We start from the raw sequence: 21,713 nt of genomic DNA, 5'->3' as shown, positions 1-21,713 counted from the left end.
GGCAAACGTTTCAGGCAAAACTTTTCCTGCGCGGCGCGACGGCCTGGGTCTCGGTGACGGCGGGCAGGCTTTGCAGCACACGCTTGGCCGGCAGGATGGCGATGGCCTCGGTGCCTTCGCGCAGCTTGGATTTCAGGATGAACTCGCCATTGTGCTTGGCGAGGATCGCCTGGACGATCGGCAGGCCGAGGCCGGTGCCTTGCTCGGCGCTCTTGATGGCGATGGAGCCCTGGCCGAAGGCGGAGAGCACGACGGGGATTTCCTCCTCCGGGATGCCGGGGCCGTTGTCGCGGATCGAGATGTACTGTCCGCCGCCGGCGGTCCAGCCGGCCTTGACGAAGATCTCGCCGCCCTGGGGCGTGAATTTCACGGCATTCGACAGGAGGTTCAGGACGACCTGGCGCAGTGCCTTCTCGTCTGCCCAGACGGCCGGCATGTCGCCTTCGACCTGCTCGGAAATGGTGATGTTCTTCGCCCGCGCCCGCAGCTGCACCATGCCGATGCAATCTTCGGCGATATCGACGAGATGCACGCTGTCCTCCGACAGGTCGTACTTGCCCGCCTCGATGCGCGAAAGATCGAGAATCTCGTTGATGAGGTTGAGCAGGTGCTGGCCGGAGCGGTGAATATCGGAGGTGTATTCCTTGTAGACGGGGTTGTTGAGCGGCCCGAGCACCTCCGTCGACATCACCTCGGAAAAGCCGAGGATGGCGTTGAGCGGCGTGCGCAGCTCGTGGGACATGGAGGCGAGGAAGCGGGATTTGGCGAGATTTGCCTCTTCGGCGCGCCGGCGGGCCTCGTCCGACATGGACTTGGCCACTTCCAGTTCGGCGATCAGGTCGTCCTTTTCCGATTGGGAGGAGAGCAGCTGCGCGCTGGTGTGGCGCAGGCGGTTCGTCATGAAGATGAGGAAGATCAGCGCGGCGGAGATGATCGTCACCATGCCGAACGTCGCCGGATTGGGGCGCAGCAGGGCGGAGATGGAGAGCGCGACGACCGTGGGCAGGAAGGCATAGAGCACGGCATGGCGCAGCATCAGCGTGCTGATGGCCGTGACGGCGAGCGCGACGAGCAGGGCGGAGCCCTTGTAGAAATCGAAGGTGGCGTTGCCGCAGGGGCCGCAGGTCTGCAGGGAGAAGGCAGCCCAGGCGAGGCCCATCGCGACCTGCGCGGCGAGGAAGATGCGCTGCCAGCGGCGGGTGTTGTCGGCGGTGATTTCCTGCTTGTGCGCCCGGCGGGCGACGATCATGCCGAGTGCATGCACGCTGAGCGCAAGGATCGCCCAGGCGAGAAGGCCGATCTCCTGCGTGAGATAGACGCCGACGGCGGCAATCAGCACGACCACGACGGGTACGGCGAGCGCATTCTGGGCGGCCGAGGCGATGTGCAGCTGCAACATCTCGCGCTCGAAGCCGGGCGCGATGCCGGTGGCGGTCTGCAGGCGTTCCCGGGTCGCGCGAACGGTCCGCGAGACAGCCTTGTTTCGATGGCTGCGCGACTTGTCGACGATGATCTTGTCGGTCGAGGTACTGACGCCGGTACTCATCACGATTGCAACTGTTGCGGACAGGATTGAAGTCTAGGGGGGAATCCTTAAGAAGATGCTGCCGCGCATAAACCATTTGCGAACCATTCCGGCATTTTCCGGAACAACCTGCCGGCAGCGCGCCACCATCGTGACGTAGCGGCATGACGCTGGGGTATTTCCGCCTTTCTCCGAATCGCGAAAACACCCTATCTCTTTCATTTTACGCAGTTCCGCCTGCAGGCGCCCGCGCGGCTCTGCTGGAACTGCCGGGGCAAGGACGGGACTCCATGGGGCTTTCCAGGCGGGCGCGCGATGTCGGTGTGGCGATGGCGATCCTCGCGCTGACGGCGTTGATCGTGGCGCGCGTCGGCGGCGGGGGCGGCGAGACCTTCACCGGTGCGGCGCGGGCGGCGGACGGTGATACGCTGACGCTCGACGGCCACCGCATCCGGCTCGTCGGCATGGACACGCCGGAGCTGACGCAGATCTGCCGGCGCGACGGCGCGGACTGGCGCTGCGGCGTCGCCGCGCGCTCGCGGCTTGCGGAGTTCCTGCGGGCCGGGCCCATCACCTGCCGCACGCAGGGCACGGACAAGTACGATCGCTGGCTGGCGCGCTGCGAGAACCCGGCGGGCGATCTCGGAGCGCGCATGGTGCGCGAGGGGCTGGCGGTCGCCTATGGCGGCTATGAGGACGAGGAGCAGTTCGCGCGAGCCGAGCGCAAGGGGCTGTGGGGTGCCGATTTCGACATGCCGCAGCTATGGCGCAAGACGAACGGCCGGCCGCAGGAGGATGCGCATGATGCGGAGCCGGGTATGCTCGGCGGCATTCTGGGGGCGTTCGGGCTTTAGGTCGCGCACTCATTGACTGCTGGCGGTCGCTGTTCTGGTCAGGCTTCCTGAAGGGAGCTGCGGATCGACGGATTTCGAGTGCCAGGTGATCGAAGCGCCGCTACCGAGCAAGCCGCGCGGTGTGCCTCGGGTTGATGGCTGGCCCGTATGCGACCTGCTGCAACCGCTTCAAAATGCACGGCGAAAACTGCTTTTCTCCCGTCAAACCGCTCCAGCCAAAATCTGGATGCGCTTTGCGGGTCGGTGCGCTAGAAAGGCCCCTCCGACGCTCGGAAAGGCGTTCAGGCAGGAGCCCACCATGATCAAGATGAGTGTCTACTATCCCGCCGATGGCGGTTCGAAGTTCGATCACGACTACTACCGCACCCGCCATATGCCGCTGCTCCGGGAACGGCTCGGCGATGCCTGCCTGCGCTACGAGATCGACAGGGGCCTTGCGGGTCGCGAACCTGGAAGCGCGCCGGGGTTCGTCGCGGCGTGCCATGTCTACTCGCCGGATCTGGCGACATTCCAGGAGGCATTGGGTCCCCACCGCACGGAGATCGCCGCGGACGTTGCCAACTATACGGACATCGCCCCCGTCGTGCAGATCAGCGAAGTCGTTGAAGGGTAGGGCTTCAGCGTAGGCGTCGCGTTGAATTTTCCGGGACCGGCGTCGTGCCGGTCGATCTGATCCATTGCGGGAAGGCTCAAGGAGGGGCGGTCGATGGACGAGACAGGGACCGAAGAGATCGCCGCCCTTCGCGCGGCGATCGCGGCCTGTCGGGTCTGTCGCGACACGCCGGCGAAGGGACCGGCAGACCGGCTTCCGCACGAGCCGCGGCCCGTCGCCGTCCTCTCCGACAGCGCGCGCATCCTGATCGCCGGCCAGGCACCGGGGCTTCGGGTGCATGAGAGCGGCCTGCCGTTCAACGACGCTTCCGGCGACCGGCTGCGCGACTGGCTCGGCGTCACGCGCGACGGGTTCTACGATCCGCGGAACTTCGCCATCGTGCCGATGGGCTTCTGTTTTCCCGGCTATGACGCCCATGGCAGCGATCTGCCGCCGCGCCGCGAATGCGCGCCGCTGTGGCGCGTCCGGGTGATTGCCGCCATGCCGCAGATCGAGCTGGTGCTGGGGATCGGGCAATATGCGCAAGCCTGGCATCTGGGTGCGACGAAGGCCGCCAGCATGACCGAGACGGTGCGCGACTGGCGCCGGCACCTTCACCGCAACGAGGGGCCTTCCGTGCTGCCGTTGCCGCATCCGAGCTGGCGCAACACCGGCTGGCTGAAGCGCAACCCATGGTTTGAGGCGGAAATTCTACCCGAGTTGCGAAAGCGGGTGAAAACCCTTACGGAGTGAAATGCAATTCTTTCAATTTGTCGCCATCGCGGTATATGAGGGAATTAAATTTCGTAGGGGAAATCAATGGACCGTCTGGACCGCAAAATCCTGCGCCTCTTGCAGGAAGATTCCACGCTCGCCGTGGCTGATCTCGCCAAGAAGGTGGGGCTCTCGACCACGCCCTGCTGGCGGCGCATCCAGAAGATGGAAGAGGACGGCGTGATCCGCAAGCGCGTCGCGCTGCTCGATCCGGTCAAGATCAACACCAAGGTCACGGTCTTCGTGTCGATCCGCACCAACGCCCATTCGACGGAATGGCTGAAGCGCTTTTCCGAGGTGATCGTCGAATTCCCCGAAGTGGTGGAATTCTACCGCATGAGCGGCGAGGTCGACTACCTGCTGCGCGTCGTCGTGCCCGACATTGCCGCCTACGACGCCTTCTACAAGCGCATGATCGCGCGCATCGAGATCCGCGACGTCTCCTCGGCCTTCGCGATGGAGCAGATCAAGTACACGACCGAGCTGCCGCTCGACTACATGATGGTGGACAACCAGAAGAGCGGCGAGGAATAGGCGGCCTTGCGCTGCTGCGGCCGGGTTTTCACAGATCCGGCCGCCTGAAGGTCACGACGACCGTTTTCCAGGCATCGTAGGGCGCAAGCTCCGCCAGCCCCGCAAAGGGTGCGCAGCGCACGACCGCCCGCACCGCGCTGGCGGCAAAACCCTTCGTCGCCGCATCGCCGCCGATCGGGCCGTCGATTGCCGGCGAGCCGATGAGTTCGCCTGCCCCCGTCAACGAGAAAGTCACGCGGACCGTCTGCACATGGCCCGGCAGGTCCGCCGGCACCGACCAGCATCGGGCGATCTTGCCGTTGAGGGCGGTGGCGAGCGCCAGCCGGCCGGCATCGTCCGCCTGTGCCGGAGCGGCAAGCACGGCTCCGGCGGTGAGGGCGAAGAGGGCGCGGCGGAGCGCCACCTTACTTCCTCTCAAGGCGCGCGAGCAGCGAGGACGTGTCCCAGCGGTTGCCACCCATGTCCTGCACGTCGCCGTAGAACTGGTCGATCAGCGCGGTGACGGGCAGTTTCGCGCCGTTGAGGCGGGCTTCCGACAACACGATGCCGAGGTCTTTGCGCATCCAGTCGATGGCGAAGCCGAGGTCGTATTTACCGGCGATCATCGTCTTGTGGCGGTTGTCCATCTGCCAGGAACCGGCCGCGCCCTTGGAAATGACCTCGATGACCGCCTCCATGTCGAGTCCGGCCTTCTTGCCGAAATGGATGCCCTCGGCGAGCCCCTGCACGACGCCGGCAACGCAGATCTGGTTGACCATCTTGGCAAGCTGGCCGGCGCCGGCCGGGCCCATCAGGCCGACCATGCGCGCATAGGCGTCGATGATCGGTCGTGCCTTGTCGAAGATATCCTTCTCGCCGCCGCACATGACGGTCAGGACGCCGTTTTCCGCGCCGGCCTGGCCGCCGGAGACGGGGGCGTCGACGAAGGCAAAACCCTTTTGGCGCGCGGCGGCGTCGAGTTCGCGCGCGACTTCCGCGGAGGCGGTGGTGTTGTCGATGAGGATGGCGCCGGGCTTCATGCCGTCGAAAACCCCGTCTTCGGCGATGGTGACGGAACGCAGGTCGTCGTCATTGCCGACGCAGGTGAAGACGAAGTCGGCATCGGCAGCCGCTTCCGCCGGCGTGCGAAACGCCTTGCCGCCGAATTCGGCCGCCCATTTTTCCGCCTTGGCGAAGGTGCGGTTGTAGACCGCGACCTCATGGCCGCCCTTGACCTTGAGGTGCCCAGCCATGGGATAGCCCATGACGCCGAGACCGATGAATGCAACCTTTGCCATGCTGTAACCTCCTGCAATCGTTGGCAGGAGGTGTAGCGGATCATCGGTTTTTGCGAAAGTGTTTCTCGTCAGCCGCGGTATTTCGCCAGCACGAGATGGCCGAGGATCGGCTCGCCTTCTTCAAGGCGTACCGTGATGTCGGTGATCTCGACGATGTCGAAGCCCGTCTCTTCGAGGCGCTGGCGCACATAGGCGGCGGCGTGGGCGAAACGCTGGTGCGGACCGACCATGAAGGGGCGGCCGGCAAAGGTCTCCTCGGACAGCGTTTCGGAGGAGAAGATGAAATGGCCGCCGGGCACGAGGTTTTCGGCCACACCGAAGAACAGCGGTTCGAGCGCGCCGAGATAGGGCAGCACGTCCGTCGCGGTGATGAGGTCGAAAGGCTCGTCGTCGTTGTCGTCGAGGAAGTCGACGGCCTCGGCGACATAGAGCGTCTCGTAGAGATCCTTGTCGTGGGCGATCTCGACCATGTTTTCCGACAGGTCGATGCCGGTGATGTCTTCCGCCATGTCGCGCAGCGCGCCGCCGGTCAGACCCGTGCCGCAGCCGAGGTCGAGCACGCGCTTGAACGGGCCCATGCCAAGGGCCTGGAAACGCTGGCGCACGGTGAGCGGCACGCAATAGCCGAGCTGGTCGACGAGCACGTTGTCGAAGACCTCGGCATGCTGGTCGAAGAGCGTGGTGACATAGGCGTCGGGCGCCTTTTCCGGCGTGTCGCCGCGGCCCATCGAGGCAAGGCGCACCGCGGCGCCGCCGTGATCTTCCGGGTCGAGCGCCAGCACTTCGGCATAGGCCTTGGCGGCAGCATCGAAATCGCCGGATTTTTCCAGCGAAAGGGCGCGGTTGTAGGCTTCCGCGAGCGCATCTTCGTCGATCTTGGTCATGGAGGCGTCTCTTACGGCCCGGGCCAGGCTTTGGCAATGGCGCCATTCACCTGCAAATAGGCATTTATCAATCGCCGAAAGAGGCGCATGATCCTCCTCCCAAAACCAAAAAGACCATTGGGAGGAATGACATGCCCGCCGATACGCCCCCCTTTTCGCCCGCTGCCGAGACCAGGCGGACCGGCAGCCCGGCGCTGCCGGCAACGCCGATGGAGACGATCAACACGATGGTGCACTACTATCGTGGCGAACTCGGGCGCATGGCCGGCTGGCGCGACCGCATCGACCGCACCTCGAACTGGGCGATCACGGTGGTGGCGGCACTGTTGTCCGTTTCGCTGTCGACGCCCACCTCGCATCACGGCGTTCTGCTCTTTGCGATGCTGCTCGTCTCGCTGCTGTTGATGATCGAGGCGCGGCGTTACCGGTTCTTCGACGTCTACCGCGCACGGGTGCGCCAGCTCGAGCGGTTCTACTTTGCCGAAATCCTCAATCCGCGCGCCGCGCTCGATCTCGACTGGGCGGCGCCCATCGCCAAGAGCTTGCGCAAGCCGGAGTTCCTGATCAGCTACCGCGATGCGGCCTGCCGGCGGCTGCGGCGCAACTATTGCTGGCTCTACCTGATCCTCCTGCTCGCCTGGGCGCTCAAGATCTCGTCATCGATGATGCAGCGGCCGGCGACGGCGGGCAAGGACATGACGCTTGCCTTCGAGCATGTGGTCGCCAATGCGGCGCTCGGGCCGGTACCCGGCAGCGTGGTGATCGCCTTCGTGCTGCTGCTCTATGCCGTGATCCTGTATTTCTCGCTCAAGGTGGACATGTCCGACACGGAGCTGGCGCACGGATCCGTGCACGTCTGATCACGGCCGGGCCTCAGTTGATGACGAATTCGCCCTTCAGCGCCCGCCATTCCGTCGCCGAGATCAGCCGGCGATGAACGTAGCGGACGGAATGGAGGGGGCCGTCCAGCTTTTCCTGCCAGAATTTCAGGAAGCCCTTCATCTCCGGGAAGTCCGGGGCGAGATCGTAGTGCTGCCAGATATAGGTCTGCAGAAGCTGGGGGTGATCCGGCATGCGGTAGAGGATCTGGGCCGTGGTCATGCCGTAGCCCTTGAGCTGCATTGCCATGTCGTTCGTCATAGGGACCTCATTGCGTGTGAATGATGGTCCTTATGATTGAGCGCCCGCGAGGTTAATGAACTCTTTAAGTTTGGCCCGTATCGGGATTTTTTTCTTTGCAATCAGGTATTTGGCAGCACTCATCCGTGAGTGCTGCCAAAAGGCGTCACCGCTTCAGGTGGCGCGTCAGACGCGTTTCCAGCCAGGCCCAGAGGTTGCGCAGCAGCTCCACCATCAGGAGATAGAGCAGTGCCGCCCAGAGATAGGCCTGGTAGTCGAAGGTGCGCGAGAAGGTACGGCGGGTCTCGCCCATCAGGTCGAAGACCGTGACGATGGCGACGATGGCAGACCCCTTGATCATCAGGATGATCTCGTTGCCATAGGGGCGCAGTGCGACGATGAGCGCCTGCGGCAGGATGACCTTGAAGAAGGCGACCTGCTTCGGCAGGCCGAGCGCGGCGGCGCCCTCATGCTGGCCGCGCGGCACGCTTTCGATGGCGCCGCGCAGGATTTCGGCCTGGTAGGCGGCGGTGTTGAGCGTGAAGGTCAGGAGCGCGCAGTTCCAGGCGTCGCGGAAGAACCACCAGAGGCCCCAGGCCTTCAACTCGGCGGAGAAGCTGCCGAGGCCGTAATAGACGAGGAAGAGCTGCGTCAGCAGCGGCGTGCCACGGAAGAAATAGACGTAGCCGTAGGCGATCCACGAGAGGACCGGGTTCTTCGACATGCGCGCGAAGGCGAGCGGCAGAGAAATGAGGCCGCCAAGCACGACGGAGAGGATGACGAGCAGCAGCGTGACGCCAAGGCCCGAAAGGTAGCTCGGTCCGTATTTCGTGAACTTGTCGGGATCCCAGCCGTTGACGATCATCAGGAAGACGCCGACGGTGAGCGCCAGCCAGACGCCCATGAAGATGTTGCCGAAGAAACGGCCCGCGGTGAATGGCTTCGGCGGGGCTTCCGGCGGGGCCTGCGGCGGGATGAGGGTGGTGACGACGCTCATCGGGCGACCTCCGAACGTTTTGCCCAGCCTTCGATCGCCGAAAAGACCAGCGAGGAGAGGAAGGCGAGGACGAGGAAGAGCAGGCAGGCGATGGAGTAGAACTGGAAGGCTTCCTTCGTCACGCGGGCAGCGACGCCCGTCTGGCGCAGGATATCCGGCAGGCCGATGACCGAGACGAGCGCGGTGTCCTTCAGGAGCGCCATCCAGAGATTGCCGAGGCCGGGCAGGGCGACGCGGATGAGCTGCGGCAGCACGATGAGGCGCATGGTGCGGCCATGGTGCAGGCCGAGGGCGTAGCCCGCCTCGTACTGGCCGCGCGGAATGGCCTTGAAGGCCGACAGCAGCACTTCCGAGCAATAGGCCGAGAACACGACGCCGAGTGCGATCATGCCGGCGAAGAAGGCGTTGATCTCGACCGCACCCTCATAGCCGACGGCGGTCATCAGATTCTGCACGAGGATCTGCAGGCCGTAATAGACGATGAAGAGCGTCAGGAGCTCCGGCAGGCCGCGGAAGAGCGTCGTGTAGATGTTGGCCGACATCCGCAGAGACTTTTCTTCCGACTGCTTTGCCAGCGCGATGAAGAAGCCCATGACGAGGCCGACGGGCAGGGTGGCGACAGCAAGGCTTGCCGTCACCAGGAAGCCGAAGGCGATCTCGTCGCCCCATCCGGCATTGCCGCAGGCAAGCAGCGTGTCGCCGGCAAAAAGAGTGAAGATGCCGATCGGCCCGCAGAGGGGATCGATGATCCCGAGAAATGCGGATACCGCCTCGACGATGGCGGTGAAGAACCCGCTCATGCCAGAAGAACCCCCGATGCGCCTTGCGCTTGTTGTCCGGGCGCGTGATGCACCCGTCTTTTCTTATGTGCAAGTTCTCAAACAAAAGGAGCGGGAGAGCAAGCCCTCCCGCCCGTGCATTCTGGTGATGGGGTCAGAAAAAACCCGCATGACACAGAGGTGTTGCGGATCAATCGCCGTAGACGTCGAACGGGAAGTACTTGGCGTTGATTTCCTGGTACTTGCCGTTGGCGCGGATCGCCGCGACCGCTGCCGTGAACTTGTCGGCGAGCGCGGTATCGCCCTTGCGCACGGCAACGCCGGCGCCTTCGCCGTTGATGACCGGGTCGACCGGTAGCGTGCCGAGCAGCTTGCAGCAGGCGCCGTCGTCGGTCTTCAGCCATTCGGAGAGTACCACCACGTCGTCGATGACGGCGTCGATGCGGCCATTGGCGATGTCGAGCTTGTACTCGTCGGCCGTCGGGTACATCTTGACCTCGGCATCCTTCATATGCGCTTCGGCATAGTTGGAATGCGTTGTCGAGCCCTGGGCGCCGAGCGACTTGCCGGCCAGCGCTTTCGGGGTGGCTTCCTTGATCTCGCTATCCTTCGGGACGACGATCGCCGGCGGCGTGTTGTAGTACTTCTTGGAGAAGTCGACCTGCTCCTTGCGCTCGGCGGTGATCGACATGGAGGCGATGATCGCGTCGAACTTCTTCGCGATGAGCGCCGGAATGATGCCGTCCCAGTCCTGCGTGACGAAGGTGCACTCGGCCTTCATTTCCTCACACATTGCCTTGGCGATATCGACGTCGAAGCCGGTCAGCGTGCCGTCGGATTCGAGATTGTTGAAGGGCGGGTAGGCGCCTTCCGTGCCGATCACGATCTTCTCGCCTTCTGCCATCGCGGAGGTCGCGAAGAGGGCGATGACTGCAGCGGACGCTGCGAGCGTGAAACGTTTGGAAATACGCATATTGATCCTCTCTGTTGAAGGCTCTCGGGTTTTTCTTGTTGTCCGGGCCTCGAATTGAAGCGGGCAGGGCTGCCCGCTTGGCGCCGATAATCGACCGGTTTTCGCCAAAAAATCAACTGGATTCGCGCCGTCTTTCCGCCCGGTTTCCCCGACAATTTCATGGCGCCCCCCTGGCAGGGCTGCGCACGCGGCCTATCTCGCGTCGCAACGGACGCCGTTCAGGCGGGGTTAAGGCGGCGAATGCCAGACCTTTGGAGGATTGTGACGGGGACGTAAACGGCCGGAAGGGCCGGGCGTCCCTCTCTTGAGAATAAGACGGGACACCGTGAGGACAAAACGATGACTTTCCGCTCCAGACTTTTTGCAACCGTGGCGCTGCCGGTCCTGTCGACCGCGCTGATTGCGACGCCGACGCTGGCCGATGCCCTGATGAAGCCGTTCGAGGTCGCCCAGGAAAGCACCGGCGAAAGCCAGCCGAGCGAAAAAGAACTGCTGCTCCAGCAACAGCAACAGCAGCAGGACGACGAGGCACAGCGCGCTGCCGAGGACGAGCAGCAGCGCCAGGCCGAGGAACAGAAGGCCGCCGAAGAGGCCGAGAAGGCCGCGGCCGAGCAGCAGGCGGCCGAGGAAGAAGCCCAGCGTGCCGCCGCGGAAGCCGAGCAGCGCCAGGCCGAGGAACAGAAGGCCGCGGAAGAGGCCGAGAGGGCCGCGGCGGAGCAGAAGCCGGCTGAAGACGAAGCGCAGCGCGCTGCTGCGGAAGAGGAGCAACGCCAGGCCGAAGAGCAGAAGGCCGCGGAAGAGGCCGAGAGGGCCGCGGCGGAGCAGAAGGCGGCTGAAGACGAAGCGCAACGGGCGGCCGCCGAGGCGGAGGCGCAGCGGCAGGCGGACGAACAGAAGGCCGCCGAAGAGCAGAAAGCTTTGGATGAACAGAAGCCGGCCACTGAGGAGCAGGCTGAACAGCCCGTGCAGCAGCAGGATGGCGGCACGTCGGAGACGACGGCCGGCGAAAGCGAGCAGCCGGCAGTGGGCGAGGGTGAGCAGCCGGCGGTTGCCGGCGAGGAAAGCCCGGCGGATACCGGCACGGACCAGCCCGCCACGGCCGAGACCGGCGAGACGCCGGTAACCGAGCCGGTGCCCGAGGTTGTCGACACGATGACCGAGGCGGAAAAACAGGAAATCGCCGAGGATCCGGCCAAGACCGACGAGACCGTCGTTCTGCCCGTCGAAAACGGGGCTGCTGTGCTCGACAGCGACAAGGACGCCGACAATGCCGGTGGCCAGGAGAGCCGCGAGCAGCGTCGCAAGAAGCGCGAGGAGCTGCGCGCGCAGGAAGAGGACGTGCCGGTTCCCGAAACCGACGACGCTGCCCAGGCGACGATCTCCGAAGAGGTGCGCGAGGCCGTGCCCGGCAGGATCGAGGCGGCGATCAAGGAAGAAGGCAAGCGCGTGAAGGAGGCGCCCGACTTCGCCGTGCCGGAGACGACCAACATCATCAACAACACCGTGATCAACAACACGATCATCAACAACAACACCGTCAACAACACGACGATCGACAACAGCGTCACCGAGGTGAACATCGTCGAGCGCGTCGAGAATCGCACGGTGCTGGAGGTCGGTGACCAGCTGATCGTGCGCGGTGACGATCGCCCGCGCCTGCGGCGTGATTCGGAGGAGGTCTATTACGACAACCTCGCCCGGGGCCGCGTGCGTGAGACGATCGTGCGTCCGGGCGGCGTCGAGATCGTGACGATCTACAACCGCTACGGCGATATCATCCAGCGGTCGCGCGTCGGCCGGGACGGGCGGGAATACATTCTCGTCTATGCGCCGGAGCTTGAGGACGATTCGCCGCGGCCGGGCCTCGTCGACGTCGGTTACGAGCTGCCGCCGATGCGCCTGCGCATTCCCGTCAGCGACTACATCATCGACACGTCGAGCAACCCGGACCGGGATTATTACGACTTCCTCGCCGAGCCGCCGGTCGAGCGCGTCGAGCGGGTCTACACGATCGACGAGGTGAAACATTCCGCCCGCCTGCGCGACAAGGTACGCCGTATCGACCTCGACACGATCACCTTCGCCACCGGCAGCGCCGACGTGCCGATGTCGCAGGCCCGCACATTGCGGTCCGTCGCCGAGGCCATGCAGAAGGTTCTGGACAAGGATCCGGGCGAGACCTTCCTGATCGAGGGCCATACGGATGCCGTGGGGTCCGACAAGTCCAACCTCGTCCTTTCGGACGAACGGGCCGAATCGGTCGCCAGCCTCCTGACGGATGTCTATGGCATTCCGCCGGAAAACCTGCAGACGCAGGGCTATGGCGAGCGCTTCCTGAAGGTGAAGACGCAGGTCGCCGAACAGCAGAACCGCCGCGTCACCATCCGCCGCGTCACCACGCTGGTGCGCCCCATGGCGCGGGCGAACTGATCGTATCTTCATGCGTTTAGGCAAGGACCGCCGGTAGCCGCCGGCGGTCCTTGTGCATTCAGCGCGAATTCATCCGCCATGAATTAGCGTCTGATATCGACGGCGGGCGGCTTGCGCGGAAACACAAATTCGCCCCAAACCCTGATGCAATAGCGTTCGAACGCTGGCAAACGAGGAAACGCCAATGCTTAAGAGAACAAGACTTCTGGCAACGGTGGCCCTGCCCATCGCTTCGCTGTCGTTTATCTGGCAGCCGGTCGAGGCCGCCATGATGCGGCCGGTGCTGCCGCTCGTCGAAAAATCCGATGTGACGGTGGTGCAGTCCGAGGAAGAGGAACTCATCCGCAAGAAGCGCAATCGCGAGGAGCAGGGAGGCGGTGAAGAGCGCCCGCGCAACCGGGAGCGGAACAACCGCGATGCCGACGGTCAGGGTGAGGAACGCCGCGAGCGCCGCAAAGAGGAGCGCCGCCAGGAAGAGGGCGGGCAGAATTCCCGCGAGGAGCGCCGCCAGCGCGACGCGGAACGCCAGCAGGAAGAACAGCAGCCGAACCGCGAGGAACGCCGCAAGAAGCAGCGTGAGACCGAGGGCGAAGGTCAGCAGCAGCAGGACCGTCAGAAGGCGCGCGAAGAGCGCCGCCAGCGCCAGCGCGATGCCGAACGCCAGCAGGAAGAGCAGCAGCCGAACCGCGAGGAGCGCCGCAAGAAGCAGCGTGAAGCCGAGGGCGAAGGCGAGCAGCAGCAGGATCGCCAGAAGGCGCGCGAAGAGCGCCGTCAGCGTCAGCGCGATGCCGAACGCCAGCAGGAAGAACAGCAGCAGAACCGCGAGGAGCGCCGCAAGAAGCAGCGCGAGGCCGAGGGCGAGGACCAGCAACAGCAGGACCGCCAGAAGGCGCGCGAGGAACGCCGCCAGCGTCAGCGCGATGCCGAACGCCAGCAGGAAGAGCAGCAGCAGAACCGCGAGGAGCGCCGCAAGAAGCAGCGTGAAGCCGAGAGCGAGGACCAGCAGCAGCAGGATCGCCAGAAGGCGCGCGAAGAGCGCCGCCGGCGCGAGGCGGATACGGACCAGCAGCAGGAAGGGCGCGAAAAGACCCGCGAGGAACGTCGTGAGGAGCGCAAGCGCGAGGCCGAGCGGGAGCGCAAGCGTCCGGACGAGACCGCGGGGCGTCCGCGCCGCGAGCGCGACAAGGACCGTGAGCGCATCGCCCGCGACCCGTCGCGCACCACCGAGACGATCGAGCTGCCGTTCATCGACGGCGCTGCCGTCCTCGACAGCGACAAGGACTGGGACAACCGCCGTGACCGCTCGCGCGAGGAATTGCGCCGCGAACGCGAGGAGAAGCGTCGCGACGTGCGCGTGCGCGTTCCCGAATCCGACCGCGATGCGCAGGTCGGATGGGAAGGCCGCGATCGTATCCGCTACGAATCGGGCGACCGTGAACGCGGCGAGCGCCGTGACCGCCGGCCGCGCTACGAGGATCGCGACGGCTGGCGCGTCGAGCGCGAGGTCGACGACCGCTTCGTGATCAATTTCGGTGACCGGATCATCGTTCGGTCCGACGATGGCCGCCGCCTGTCGCGCCGCGCCACGGAAACCTATTACGAGGACCTGCCGAACGGCCGCGTGCGCGAGGTCATCGAGCGGCCGAACGGCGACCGCGTCGTCACCATCCGCAACCGCTACGGCGAAATCATCCAGCGTTCGCGTATCGACGGCGACGGCCGGGAATATGTGATGTTCTATGCGCCGGAAATCGACCGGGACAGCCGGCCGACCTTCGTCGATCCCGGCGAGCGGCTGCCGCCGATGCGCCTGACGATCCCGGTCGATGAATACATCATCGACACGTCCGCCGAAGACCGCGCCGACTATCGCGACTTCCTGGAGCGGCCGCCGGTCGAGCCGGTCGAGCGTGTCTACACGCTGGACGAGGTGAAGTACTCGGCTCGTATCCGTGACAAGGTGCGCCGCATCGACCTCGATACGATCACCTTCGCGACGGGGTCAGCGGACATCTCGATGAACCAGGCGTCCACGCTGCGCAAGGTGGCCGAGGCGATGAACGAGATCCTCGACAAGGATCCCGGCGAGACCTTCCTGATCGAGGGCCATACGGATGCCGTCGGTTCGGACGAATCGAACCTGGTGCTCTCGGACGAGCGCGCCGAGGCCGTCGCCAACATCCTGACCGACGTCTACGACATCCCGCCGGAGAACCTTGCCACGCAGGGCTATGGCGAGCGCTTCCTGAAGATCGACACGGACGCCGCCGAACAGCTCAACCGCCGGGTCACCATCCGCCGCGTCACACCGCTGGTGAAGCCGGTGGCGATGGCCGAGTGATCGACCACGCCTCGAACAGAGAAAGGCCGCGGATCCCTCCGCGGCCTTTTTCATTTCACACACGTTCGGTGGCGAGCGACCAGTTGTAGATGCAGCGGTCGAGGCCGATGGCGATTTCCAGCACGCGGACCTCGTGTTCGTGTACTTCACCCTTCCTCGTCTGGGTGCGATAACGCACCGGGAAATCGGTGCGCCGCGAGATCGAGCAGACCTCCATCCACTTGTCGCCGTTGTCGACCTCGACATCCATGGTGGTCTCGGAATAGGCGGGCAGCCGGTCCGAGGGCACGATCCGCGTCGGCAGATGGATGAGCGCGGCAATCATGCGGCGGACCGGCTCGAGCGCGGCGGCATGATAGTCGTTGCCGGTATCGGCCGAGTAGGCACACTGGAATTCGAGCTGCCAGAACTCCTTCAGCCGCATGTGCTTCGTCGCCTGGTCCTGCTCGCGCCGGTACGACCGACCGGCCTGCCAGACGCAGAGCGGCAGGCGCGTGCCGGTATGGGTCGTCAGGAGGTGCTGCATGTAAGCGTAGGTCGACGGCGTGGTCTCCGGCCGCAGAACCAGCTCGGTCTCGCCGGATGCCAGCCGTTCCTGCACCCAGATATCGGCATTGGAATAGGCGTCGGATATCAGCGCCCGCGGCGTCAGCACGGGGGCCTCCACGCGGCGCATGTCCCAGGCGGGATTGACGGACCGCAGGAAGCTGCGCACCTCGCCGGAGAAGAAGCGGACCATCTGGTCGCGCAGCTCGATGTCGCGCTCTTCCCAGTGGACGAGCGCATTCACGTTAAAAAGATTGAGCACGGTGCCTGTCTCCCTGGCATCGTTGAAGGAAGCTGTTGGGGGGGCTTTACGTCCAGCCGGTCGCCGGACGCGTGCAGCGATCCGGTCGTTACGACTGGACGCGGAGACCTCGGCCGTTGGCGCGCAGAACGGCGACCTGCGGGCAGGTGCGGAGACGTTCGGCAAGGGGCGCGCGTGCGGTGCTCATGGCAACGCATCTAAGGGCAGCGGCAAAAATTGTCAAACGGCGGGCGGAACGGGCAACCCGGTCACAGTGACGACGAAATCGGCGATGGTCGCGGTGTCGTCGAGGTCGAAGACGGGCAGGGCCGTGTCTGTGACGGGATGATCGGCGGCGATGGCGGCGATGTGAGGGTCTTCGGGGGCGAGCGGCATGCGGTTGGCGGCCTCCAGCCGCCGGGCCTCGATCTTGGGGATCGGTTCGCGCTTGTACCCCTCGATCAGCACGAGGTCGCAGGGCGCAAGGCGCGCGAGGATTTCCTCGAAGCTCGGCTCAGGAGCGCCGCGCAGCTCGTGCATGATGGCATAGCGCGTGCCGGAAACGATGGTGACCTCGTGCGCGCCGGCCTGGCGGTGGCGGTAGCTGTCGGCGCCGACCTTGTCGATGTCGAAGTCGTGGTGGGCGTGCTTGATGGTGGAGACGCGGTAGCCGCGGGCGACGAGCTCGCTCACCAGGCGCACGGCAAGGCCGGTCTTGCCGGAGTTCTTCCATCCGGCAATCCCGAAGATCTTCGGTCGTGTCATCGTTCCAGCACCCAGAGCCAGTTTTCCGCCTCGTCGAGATCGTCGGGCGTATTGATGTTGAAGAAGGGATCGAACTCGCCGCGCGAGGTCTCGAGCAGCGGAAAGGTGATTTCGCGGGCCTGGTGGCGCTCGAGGTAGCTGCGCACGCGCAGCGCCCCGCCGCCGGCCAGCCATTCGCCGAGATCCTCGGCAAGCGTCACCGGCCAGAGGGCGAAGACGGGGTGGAGACCGCTGACGGAGCGGGCGACCGCCATGCGCTCCGGCGTGTCGATGACGCGCGACAGGCGCGCGACGAGATCGGTCGGGAAGAAGGGGCTGTCCGTCGGTACGGTGGCGACGTGGCTCGCCTCGGGATGATGACGCCGCGCATAGTCGAGCGCGGCGAGCACGCCGCCGAGCGGTCCGGCGCGGGCGGCATCGAGGTCGGCGAAGACCGGCAGCTCCTCGCCGCGTTCGAAGAGCACCGGGCCATTGGCATTGACGGCGATGGCCGAGACCTGCGGCCGGAGGCGCCGCGCCGCACGGTCGATGAGAGCCGTGCCGCCGAGGCGGATGCGCGCCTTGTCCTGGCCCATGCGGGAGGAAAGGCCGCCGGCAAGGATCACTCCCACTATCGCATGCGTTGCTGTCATCTCGCTTCCATCGGAAGGTCTTTCCGTCTTCGTCTAGAGCATTTTGCCGCCGGGCGTAATCACCTTACCGTGCGCACCCGCGGCACAAACGACCAGATGGAGTGGCGGCGCGCAAGCCTGTCAGGGGGATTCCGGTTTCGATTCCTGCGCCACGGCCTCCGCGTCCCGTCGGCGGTTCTCCCGATAGAAGGTGTAGAGGCCGGAGGCGACGATGATGAGGACGCCGACGGTCATCCAGAAATCCGGCACTTCGCCGAAGAACAGGAAGCCGATGGCGATCGCCCAGATGAGGCTCGTATAGCGGAAAGGCGCGATGAAGGAGATCTCGCCGGTGCGCATGGCGATGACGATGGTCTGGTAGCCGACGAGCAGCAGCACGCTGGCTGCGGCAAGACGGGTGAAAGCCTCGCCGGAAACCGGCTGCCAGCCGCCCAGCGGCACGATCATCACGGCGCCGGTGACGGTGATCGACACCGCCGTGATGACGCTGATGAAGAGCGTCGGCACGGACGGGTCGATCCGCCGGGTACAGAGGTCGCGTGCCGCCGCGCCGACAACCGAGGCGATGACATAGACGGCCGCGAGCGAAAAACCCTCCGGGCCGGGGCGGATGACGATAAGCACGCCGACAAAGCCTGCGACGATGGCCAGCCACCGCCGCCAGCCGACCGTTTCGCCGAGGAACAGCGCTGCACCGAGCGTGACGGCGAGCGGCAGGGCCTGGAGGATCGAGGCCGTATTGGCAAGCGGCATGGCGCCGAGCGCCGAGACATAGGCGAGCGAGGCTAGGATTTCGGCAGCGATGCGCAGGGCGACAGCCGGCTGCAGCACGACCCGCCAGGAACCGAGCGCGCCCATCCAGCGGGCGATGGCGACGACGAGTAGTGTCGTCATCAGGCCGCGCACGAAAAGGATCTGGCCGGTGTTCATGCCGCCGGTGACGGACTTGACGAGTGCGTCGTTGCAGGTGAAGCCGACCATGGCGATGGCCATGAACAGGGCACCCTTGGCGTTGGCGGAGGCGGTCATGCGGATGATTCCAGGCGTGTCTTTCTCCTTCTTAGGCACAATGCCCACCGCATTCCATCACCCCGGCGGTTGGAACAAACGGGGTGGTTGCCGCATCGAGCGGCAATTGCGCGAAATCCGGGCAGAAAAGTATGATGATTCCGGCGCAAAGGCTTGAATTCCTGCCGCTTTACCGAAGGATTTCATTAAGCTTCCCCACCTATCGTTGCGTCATCCCAATGAGCGATCGCATGATGCGACGGGTGGGGGCGCGCCGCCTGATGCAAGGCCGGCCGATGCCCCGATATCGGATACCGGCCGCGCTCCGACAACGAGCCTGAGCGGCCGTTTCGGCTTTGAGGAACACCCGACGGGATCTTGGTCGTCATAAAAAACGTCGGGGAACCCATGTCCTTCATCGACCGCCTGCTCCAGCAGCGCCGCATCGTCACCAAGGTGCTGCTGTTCGTCATTCCTCTCGTCGCGCTGATCGCGGGCATCGGCCTTGTCGGTTATTTCACCGCGAGCACGCTGAACGGTCACATGACGGTGACGCGCGAGACGATCAACAGCCTGTCGCATTTCCAGAACCTGCGCACCGGATTGCAGGACTTCGTCGACAAGCCGGGCGAGGCGACGCGCACGGCGCTCGGCGAACGCATCGACGAACAGGAGGCCGGCATCAACGATCTCGACGCCCTTCTGCCCGATGCGGCCGAGAAGACGAAGATCGCGTCCGTCGCGGCACTGGCCGGCACCATGCGCGGGCAGAGCGAAACGCTCTGGTCGATCGACCAGAAGCGCAACGCCGTGACGGCGGGTCTGGAAGAGGCGCTGGCGGCGATGGCCAAGGACGGTGCCTTCGCCGAAAAGCAGATCGGCGTCATCCGCAACGAATCGGGCGAGAAAGAAGCCTTTGCCAAGGCGCTGCTGTTCGACGCCGCGGCCTATCAGGGGCTTGCCGAGCGCATCGGCAAGTTCCGCAAGCCCGTCGCGCTGGCGATGAAAGCGGAGGACAAGGTCAAGGCGGCCGAGACCTACCTGCCGCAGCTCCTCAAGCAGCTCGCCGAATCCAAGGCGATCGCCTCGCCGAAGGCGCTGGAGCAGATCAAGCCCTTCGAGGCGGAGGTCGCCAAGGTCAAGGACATCCTTGCCGGCAGCGACGACGTGGAGGCCAAGAAGACGAAGTTCGTGCCCGTCCTGACCAAGCTTGCCAAGTTCGATGCCGACTTCCTCAAGGAGGCCGGCAAGAACTCCGACACGGCGGCGAAGCGTTTCGTCGGCATGGATGCGGAGATCGTGCTCCTGAAGACGCTGATCACGCTGATGGGCGATACGTTCAAGGGTATCGACGAGACGCGCCTGCACATCAGCGAGTTGCACCGCAAGCTCGATCAGCCGAGCCGCGATGCCGTGCTGGCGGATGTGAAGGCCGTTGCCGGCAGCGCCGCCGAACTTGCCAAGCTCGGCACGAAGAACGCCGCCCTGCGCGATCTCGCGCAGAAGCTCGCCCCGTCGCTTGCAAGGATCGAGCAGGGCACCCAGGACCTCATCTCGGTCGGCGAGACATGGCAGGCCGCGCGCGTCGCCGCCTACGCCTCCGTCGCCGATGCCAGCCAGACACTGGAACAGTTCGTCTCCAGCGCCCAGGAGGCGGGCAAGACGGACAGCCAGCGTTCGGCCAATGTCTCGATCATCGCCATGGTCGCCGGCACGCTGCTCGCCATCATCGGCGGCCTGATGCTGGTGGAAACGCTGCGCGGGCCGCTGAAGCGGGTGACAGAAGCCATGTCGCGGCTGGCGAGCGGCGACCTCGACATCAGCATCGACGGCCGCAACCGCGGCGACGAGATCGGCGACATGGTCCGCTCGGTCGCCGTCTTCCGCGATGCGGCGCGGGAAAACGTCCGGCTGGAGCAGGAGGCCGAGGCCCAGCGCCAGACGACGGCCGAGGAGCAGGCCCGCCGGGCCAGCGAACAGGCCCGCATCGAGGCGGAGCAGACCGAAGCGCTCACCGCGCTTTCCGACGTGCTTGGCCAGCTGGCCGCCGGCAATCTCGAAGAGAGCATGACGGAAGCGCTCGCGGCCGAATATGTCGCGATGGCGCGCACCTACAACAACGCCGTCGAGGCGCTGCGCGTGACCCTGTCGGACGTGCGGGCGACGACGATGGAGATCAATGGCGGCACGGGCAACCTTGCCACCTCCGCCGACGATCTCGCCCGCCGTACCGAACAGCAGGCGGCGGCGCTGGAGGAAAGCTCGCGGGCGCTGCGCCAGCTCACCGACATCGTGCGTTCGACGGCCGAAAGCGCCCAGAAGACGGCGGTGTCCGTCGACGAGACGCACAGCTATGCCCGGCGCTCCGGTGAGGTCGTGGCCAAGGCCGTGGACGCCATGGGCGAGATCAACCGGTCGTCGGAGAAGATCAGCACGATCATCGGCGTCATCGACGAAATCGCCTTCCAGACGAACCTCCTGGCGCTCAATGCCGGCGTCGAAGCGGCGCGGGCGGGTGAGGCAGGTCGCGGCTTTGCCGTCGTCGCGCAGGAGGTTCGCGAGCTAGCCCAGCGTTGTGCCGGCGCCGCTCGCGAGATCAAGGGCCTGATCTCCGACAGTTCGGCACAGGTGCGCAACGGCGTCGCGCTCGTCACCGAGACCGGCGAGGCGCTGACGGTCATCAACGAGCATATCTCCTCGATCCACGCGCTGGTCGGCAAGATCGAGGCGGCCGCGGCCGCCCAGTACGACGGCATCAACGAGGTGAACCAGGCGGTGCACCAGGTCGAGCTCATCACGCAGCAGAACGCGGCGATGGTGGAGGAGAACACGGCCGAGATCCACGGCCTGCGTCACCGCGTTCAGGTGCTCAACCAGAAGATCGACCACTTCAAGACGCGCGACCTCGATACGCGGCAGGGCGGCTATTTCGGGCAGCACCACGCGGCTTGAAGACTGTTTGAAAAACGCGTCTCACGAGCATGGAACGGCTGGGCAGGAGCCCGGCCGTTTTGTTGTGGGAAGAGAGATCTTGCCTACCCGTAGAGGCGGTGGCGTGCTTGCTGGATCCGGCGGCGCGGGCGTTGTTTTGCACCGACATCCACGCGGCGGTTTTCCGCCCGTGGTTTTTTCAAGGAGCATCGGACGGGGCGCTGGAAGGTGCCGCATCTGAAGGTATGTGTATGGCGCCTTTCAGCGCCCCGTTCAGCGGTTTTTGCCCGCAACTCTGGTCCCTCTGCAAAAGCCGGGATGATGGATGGTGTTCGCCGGTTTCCGGGAGGAGGCCGTTTCCGTTCTGTCATCCGCCATCGCTCGCCATGGCAATCACGGACGGAAGGTTTTGCCTTCCGGACGGTCTCATCCCGGCGGACGATGCCGACGCATCCGCCAGACCGGCCCCCTTGTGTGCCGCACAGGCACGCCCGGCGCGCCGTTCGGGGCA

General features: G+C 65.1%; 21 protein-coding genes. 9 read left to right on the top strand and 12 right to left on the bottom strand.

Features of this window, described 5'->3' with window-relative positions; translation table 11 throughout:
- Nucleotides 1–10: 10 nt before the first annotated feature.
- Nucleotides 11–1,546 carry a sensor histidine kinase gene (locus K0P03_RS09980; protein WP_023512826.1) on the bottom strand — a complete coding sequence of 512 codons (1,536 nt, stop codon included), beginning with the start codon at nucleotides 1,544–1,546 and terminating at the stop codon, nucleotides 11–13.
- A gap of 269 nt (nucleotides 1,547–1,815) precedes the next feature.
- Between K0P03_RS09980 and K0P03_RS09975 the strand changes: the two genes are divergently transcribed.
- From K0P03_RS09975 to K0P03_RS09960, 4 genes are all read left to right on the top strand, one after another.
- Complete coding sequence (locus K0P03_RS09975; RefSeq protein ID WP_023512827.1) at nucleotides 1,816–2,379, top strand: thermonuclease family protein; 564 nt, start codon at nucleotides 1,816–1,818, stop codon at nucleotides 2,377–2,379.
- 298 nt (nucleotides 2,380–2,677) lie between these two features.
- Nucleotides 2,678–2,992 carry an EthD family reductase gene (locus K0P03_RS09970; RefSeq protein WP_023512828.1) on the top strand — a complete coding sequence of 105 codons (315 nt, stop codon included), beginning with the start codon at nucleotides 2,678–2,680 and terminating at the stop codon, nucleotides 2,990–2,992.
- A 93-nt stretch (nucleotides 2,993–3,085) separates the two neighbouring features.
- Nucleotides 3,086–3,724 (top strand): uracil-DNA glycosylase family protein, encoded by a 639-nt coding sequence (locus K0P03_RS09965; RefSeq protein ID WP_272789486.1) that lies wholly within the window; start codon nucleotides 3,086–3,088, stop codon nucleotides 3,722–3,724.
- 66 nt (nucleotides 3,725–3,790) lie between these two features.
- Nucleotides 3,791–4,279, top strand: coding sequence for an Lrp/AsnC family transcriptional regulator (locus K0P03_RS09960; RefSeq protein WP_024270142.1), 489 nt, complete (start codon nucleotides 3,791–3,793; stop codon nucleotides 4,277–4,279).
- 28 nt (nucleotides 4,280–4,307) lie between these two features.
- On the opposite strand, the gene K0P03_RS09955 is transcribed toward K0P03_RS09960, so the two are convergent.
- Genes K0P03_RS09955 through K0P03_RS09945 form a run of 3 tightly spaced genes read right to left on the bottom strand, consistent with a single transcriptional unit; the run spans nucleotide 4,308 to nucleotide 6,440 of the window.
- Nucleotides 4,308–4,682: a hypothetical protein gene (locus K0P03_RS09955; protein ID WP_272789485.1), complete on the bottom strand. Its 375-nt coding sequence runs from the start codon at nucleotides 4,680–4,682 to the stop codon at nucleotides 4,308–4,310.
- A gap of 1 nt (nucleotide 4,683) precedes the next feature.
- Nucleotides 4,684–5,574 carry an NAD(P)-dependent oxidoreductase gene (locus tag K0P03_RS09950; RefSeq protein WP_272790468.1) on the bottom strand — a complete coding sequence of 297 codons (891 nt, stop codon included), beginning with the start codon at nucleotides 5,572–5,574 and terminating at the stop codon, nucleotides 4,684–4,686.
- A 50-nt stretch (nucleotides 5,575–5,624) separates the two neighbouring features.
- Nucleotides 5,625–6,440 (bottom strand): methyltransferase, encoded by an 816-nt coding sequence (locus K0P03_RS09945; protein ID WP_023516749.1) that lies wholly within the window; start codon nucleotides 6,438–6,440, stop codon nucleotides 5,625–5,627.
- Between the two features lie 131 nt (nucleotides 6,441–6,571).
- On the opposite strand from K0P03_RS09945, the gene K0P03_RS09940 reads away from it, so the two are divergent.
- Nucleotides 6,572–7,300, top strand: coding sequence for a DUF2270 domain-containing protein (locus K0P03_RS09940; RefSeq protein ID WP_023516750.1), 729 nt, complete (start codon nucleotides 6,572–6,574; stop codon nucleotides 7,298–7,300).
- Between the two features lie 13 nt (nucleotides 7,301–7,313).
- On the opposite strand, the gene K0P03_RS09935 is transcribed toward K0P03_RS09940, so the two are convergent.
- The 4 genes from K0P03_RS09935 to K0P03_RS09920 form a co-directional block, all read right to left on the bottom strand.
- Nucleotides 7,314–7,580, bottom strand: a complete 267-nt coding sequence (locus tag K0P03_RS09935; RefSeq protein WP_024270141.1) for an usg protein — start codon at nucleotides 7,578–7,580, stop codon at nucleotides 7,314–7,316.
- 145 nt (nucleotides 7,581–7,725) lie between these two features.
- Nucleotides 7,726–8,556 carry an ABC transporter permease gene (locus K0P03_RS09930; RefSeq protein WP_050743235.1) on the bottom strand — a complete coding sequence of 277 codons (831 nt, stop codon included), beginning with the start codon at nucleotides 8,554–8,556 and terminating at the stop codon, nucleotides 7,726–7,728.
- Nucleotides 8,553–9,356, bottom strand: a complete 804-nt coding sequence (locus K0P03_RS09925) for an ABC transporter permease (protein WP_023516004.1) — start codon at nucleotides 9,354–9,356, stop codon at nucleotides 8,553–8,555. The genes K0P03_RS09930 and K0P03_RS09925 overlap by 4 nt, the downstream gene beginning before the upstream one ends.
- 169 nt (nucleotides 9,357–9,525) lie before the next feature.
- Nucleotides 9,526–10,308, bottom strand: coding sequence for an ABC transporter substrate-binding protein (locus K0P03_RS09920; protein WP_272789484.1), 783 nt, complete (start codon nucleotides 10,306–10,308; stop codon nucleotides 9,526–9,528).
- Between the two features lie 339 nt (nucleotides 10,309–10,647).
- On the opposite strand from K0P03_RS09920, the gene K0P03_RS09915 reads away from it, so the two are divergent.
- Both K0P03_RS09915 and K0P03_RS09910 read left to right on the top strand, forming a co-directional pair.
- The gene (locus tag K0P03_RS09915; RefSeq protein ID WP_272789483.1) at nucleotides 10,648–12,738 is read left to right on the top strand and encodes an OmpA family protein; all 2,091 of its coding nucleotides are present in this window, start codon (nucleotides 10,648–10,650) and stop codon (nucleotides 12,736–12,738) included.
- A gap of 184 nt (nucleotides 12,739–12,922) precedes the next feature.
- A complete protein-coding gene (locus tag K0P03_RS09910; RefSeq protein ID WP_272789482.1) occupies nucleotides 12,923–15,079 on the top strand; it encodes an OmpA family protein in 2,157 nt (718 codons plus the stop codon).
- A 55-nt stretch (nucleotides 15,080–15,134) separates the two neighbouring features.
- Here the strand turns inward: K0P03_RS09910 and K0P03_RS09905 are convergent, their stop codons facing one another.
- The 4 genes from K0P03_RS09905 to K0P03_RS09890 all read right to left on the bottom strand — a co-directional run bounded on the left by K0P03_RS09905 (nucleotide 15,135) and on the right by K0P03_RS09890 (nucleotide 18,292).
- Nucleotides 15,135–15,887 carry an aminoacyl--tRNA ligase-related protein gene (locus K0P03_RS09905; protein ID WP_272789481.1) on the bottom strand — a complete coding sequence of 251 codons (753 nt, stop codon included), beginning with the start codon at nucleotides 15,885–15,887 and terminating at the stop codon, nucleotides 15,135–15,137.
- A gap of 219 nt (nucleotides 15,888–16,106) precedes the next feature.
- A complete protein-coding gene (gene mobB / locus K0P03_RS09900) occupies nucleotides 16,107–16,631 on the bottom strand; it encodes a molybdopterin-guanine dinucleotide biosynthesis protein B (protein ID WP_050743231.1) in 525 nt (174 codons plus the stop codon).
- Complete coding sequence (mobA, locus tag K0P03_RS09895; RefSeq protein WP_023516027.1) at nucleotides 16,628–17,263, bottom strand: molybdenum cofactor guanylyltransferase MobA; 636 nt, start codon at nucleotides 17,261–17,263, stop codon at nucleotides 16,628–16,630. Before mobA ends, mobB begins: the two co-directional genes overlap by 4 nt.
- 120 nt (nucleotides 17,264–17,383) lie before the next feature.
- Nucleotides 17,384–18,292 carry a DMT family transporter gene (locus tag K0P03_RS09890; protein ID WP_272789480.1) on the bottom strand — a complete coding sequence of 303 codons (909 nt, stop codon included), beginning with the start codon at nucleotides 18,290–18,292 and terminating at the stop codon, nucleotides 17,384–17,386.
- Between K0P03_RS09890 and K0P03_RS09885 the strand changes: the two genes are divergently transcribed.
- Nucleotides 18,291–18,449: a hypothetical protein gene (locus tag K0P03_RS09885; protein ID WP_272789479.1), complete on the top strand. Its 159-nt coding sequence runs from the start codon at nucleotides 18,291–18,293 to the stop codon at nucleotides 18,447–18,449. The two genes, K0P03_RS09890 and K0P03_RS09885, sit on opposite strands and share 2 nt — an antisense overlap.
- A 230-nt stretch (nucleotides 18,450–18,679) precedes the next feature.
- Nucleotides 18,680–21,223 carry a methyl-accepting chemotaxis protein gene (locus tag K0P03_RS09880; RefSeq protein WP_272789478.1) on the top strand — a complete coding sequence of 848 codons (2,544 nt, stop codon included), beginning with the start codon at nucleotides 18,680–18,682 and terminating at the stop codon, nucleotides 21,221–21,223.
- Nucleotides 21,224–21,713 lie beyond the last annotated feature (490 nt).

This window comes from Shinella sp. HY16, assembly GCF_028534175.1.
Classification (GTDB): domain Bacteria; phylum Pseudomonadota; class Alphaproteobacteria; order Rhizobiales; family Rhizobiaceae; genus Shinella.
Note: the sequence above shows the minus strand (reverse complement) of the source record. Positions and strands in the feature narration are given on the sequence as shown.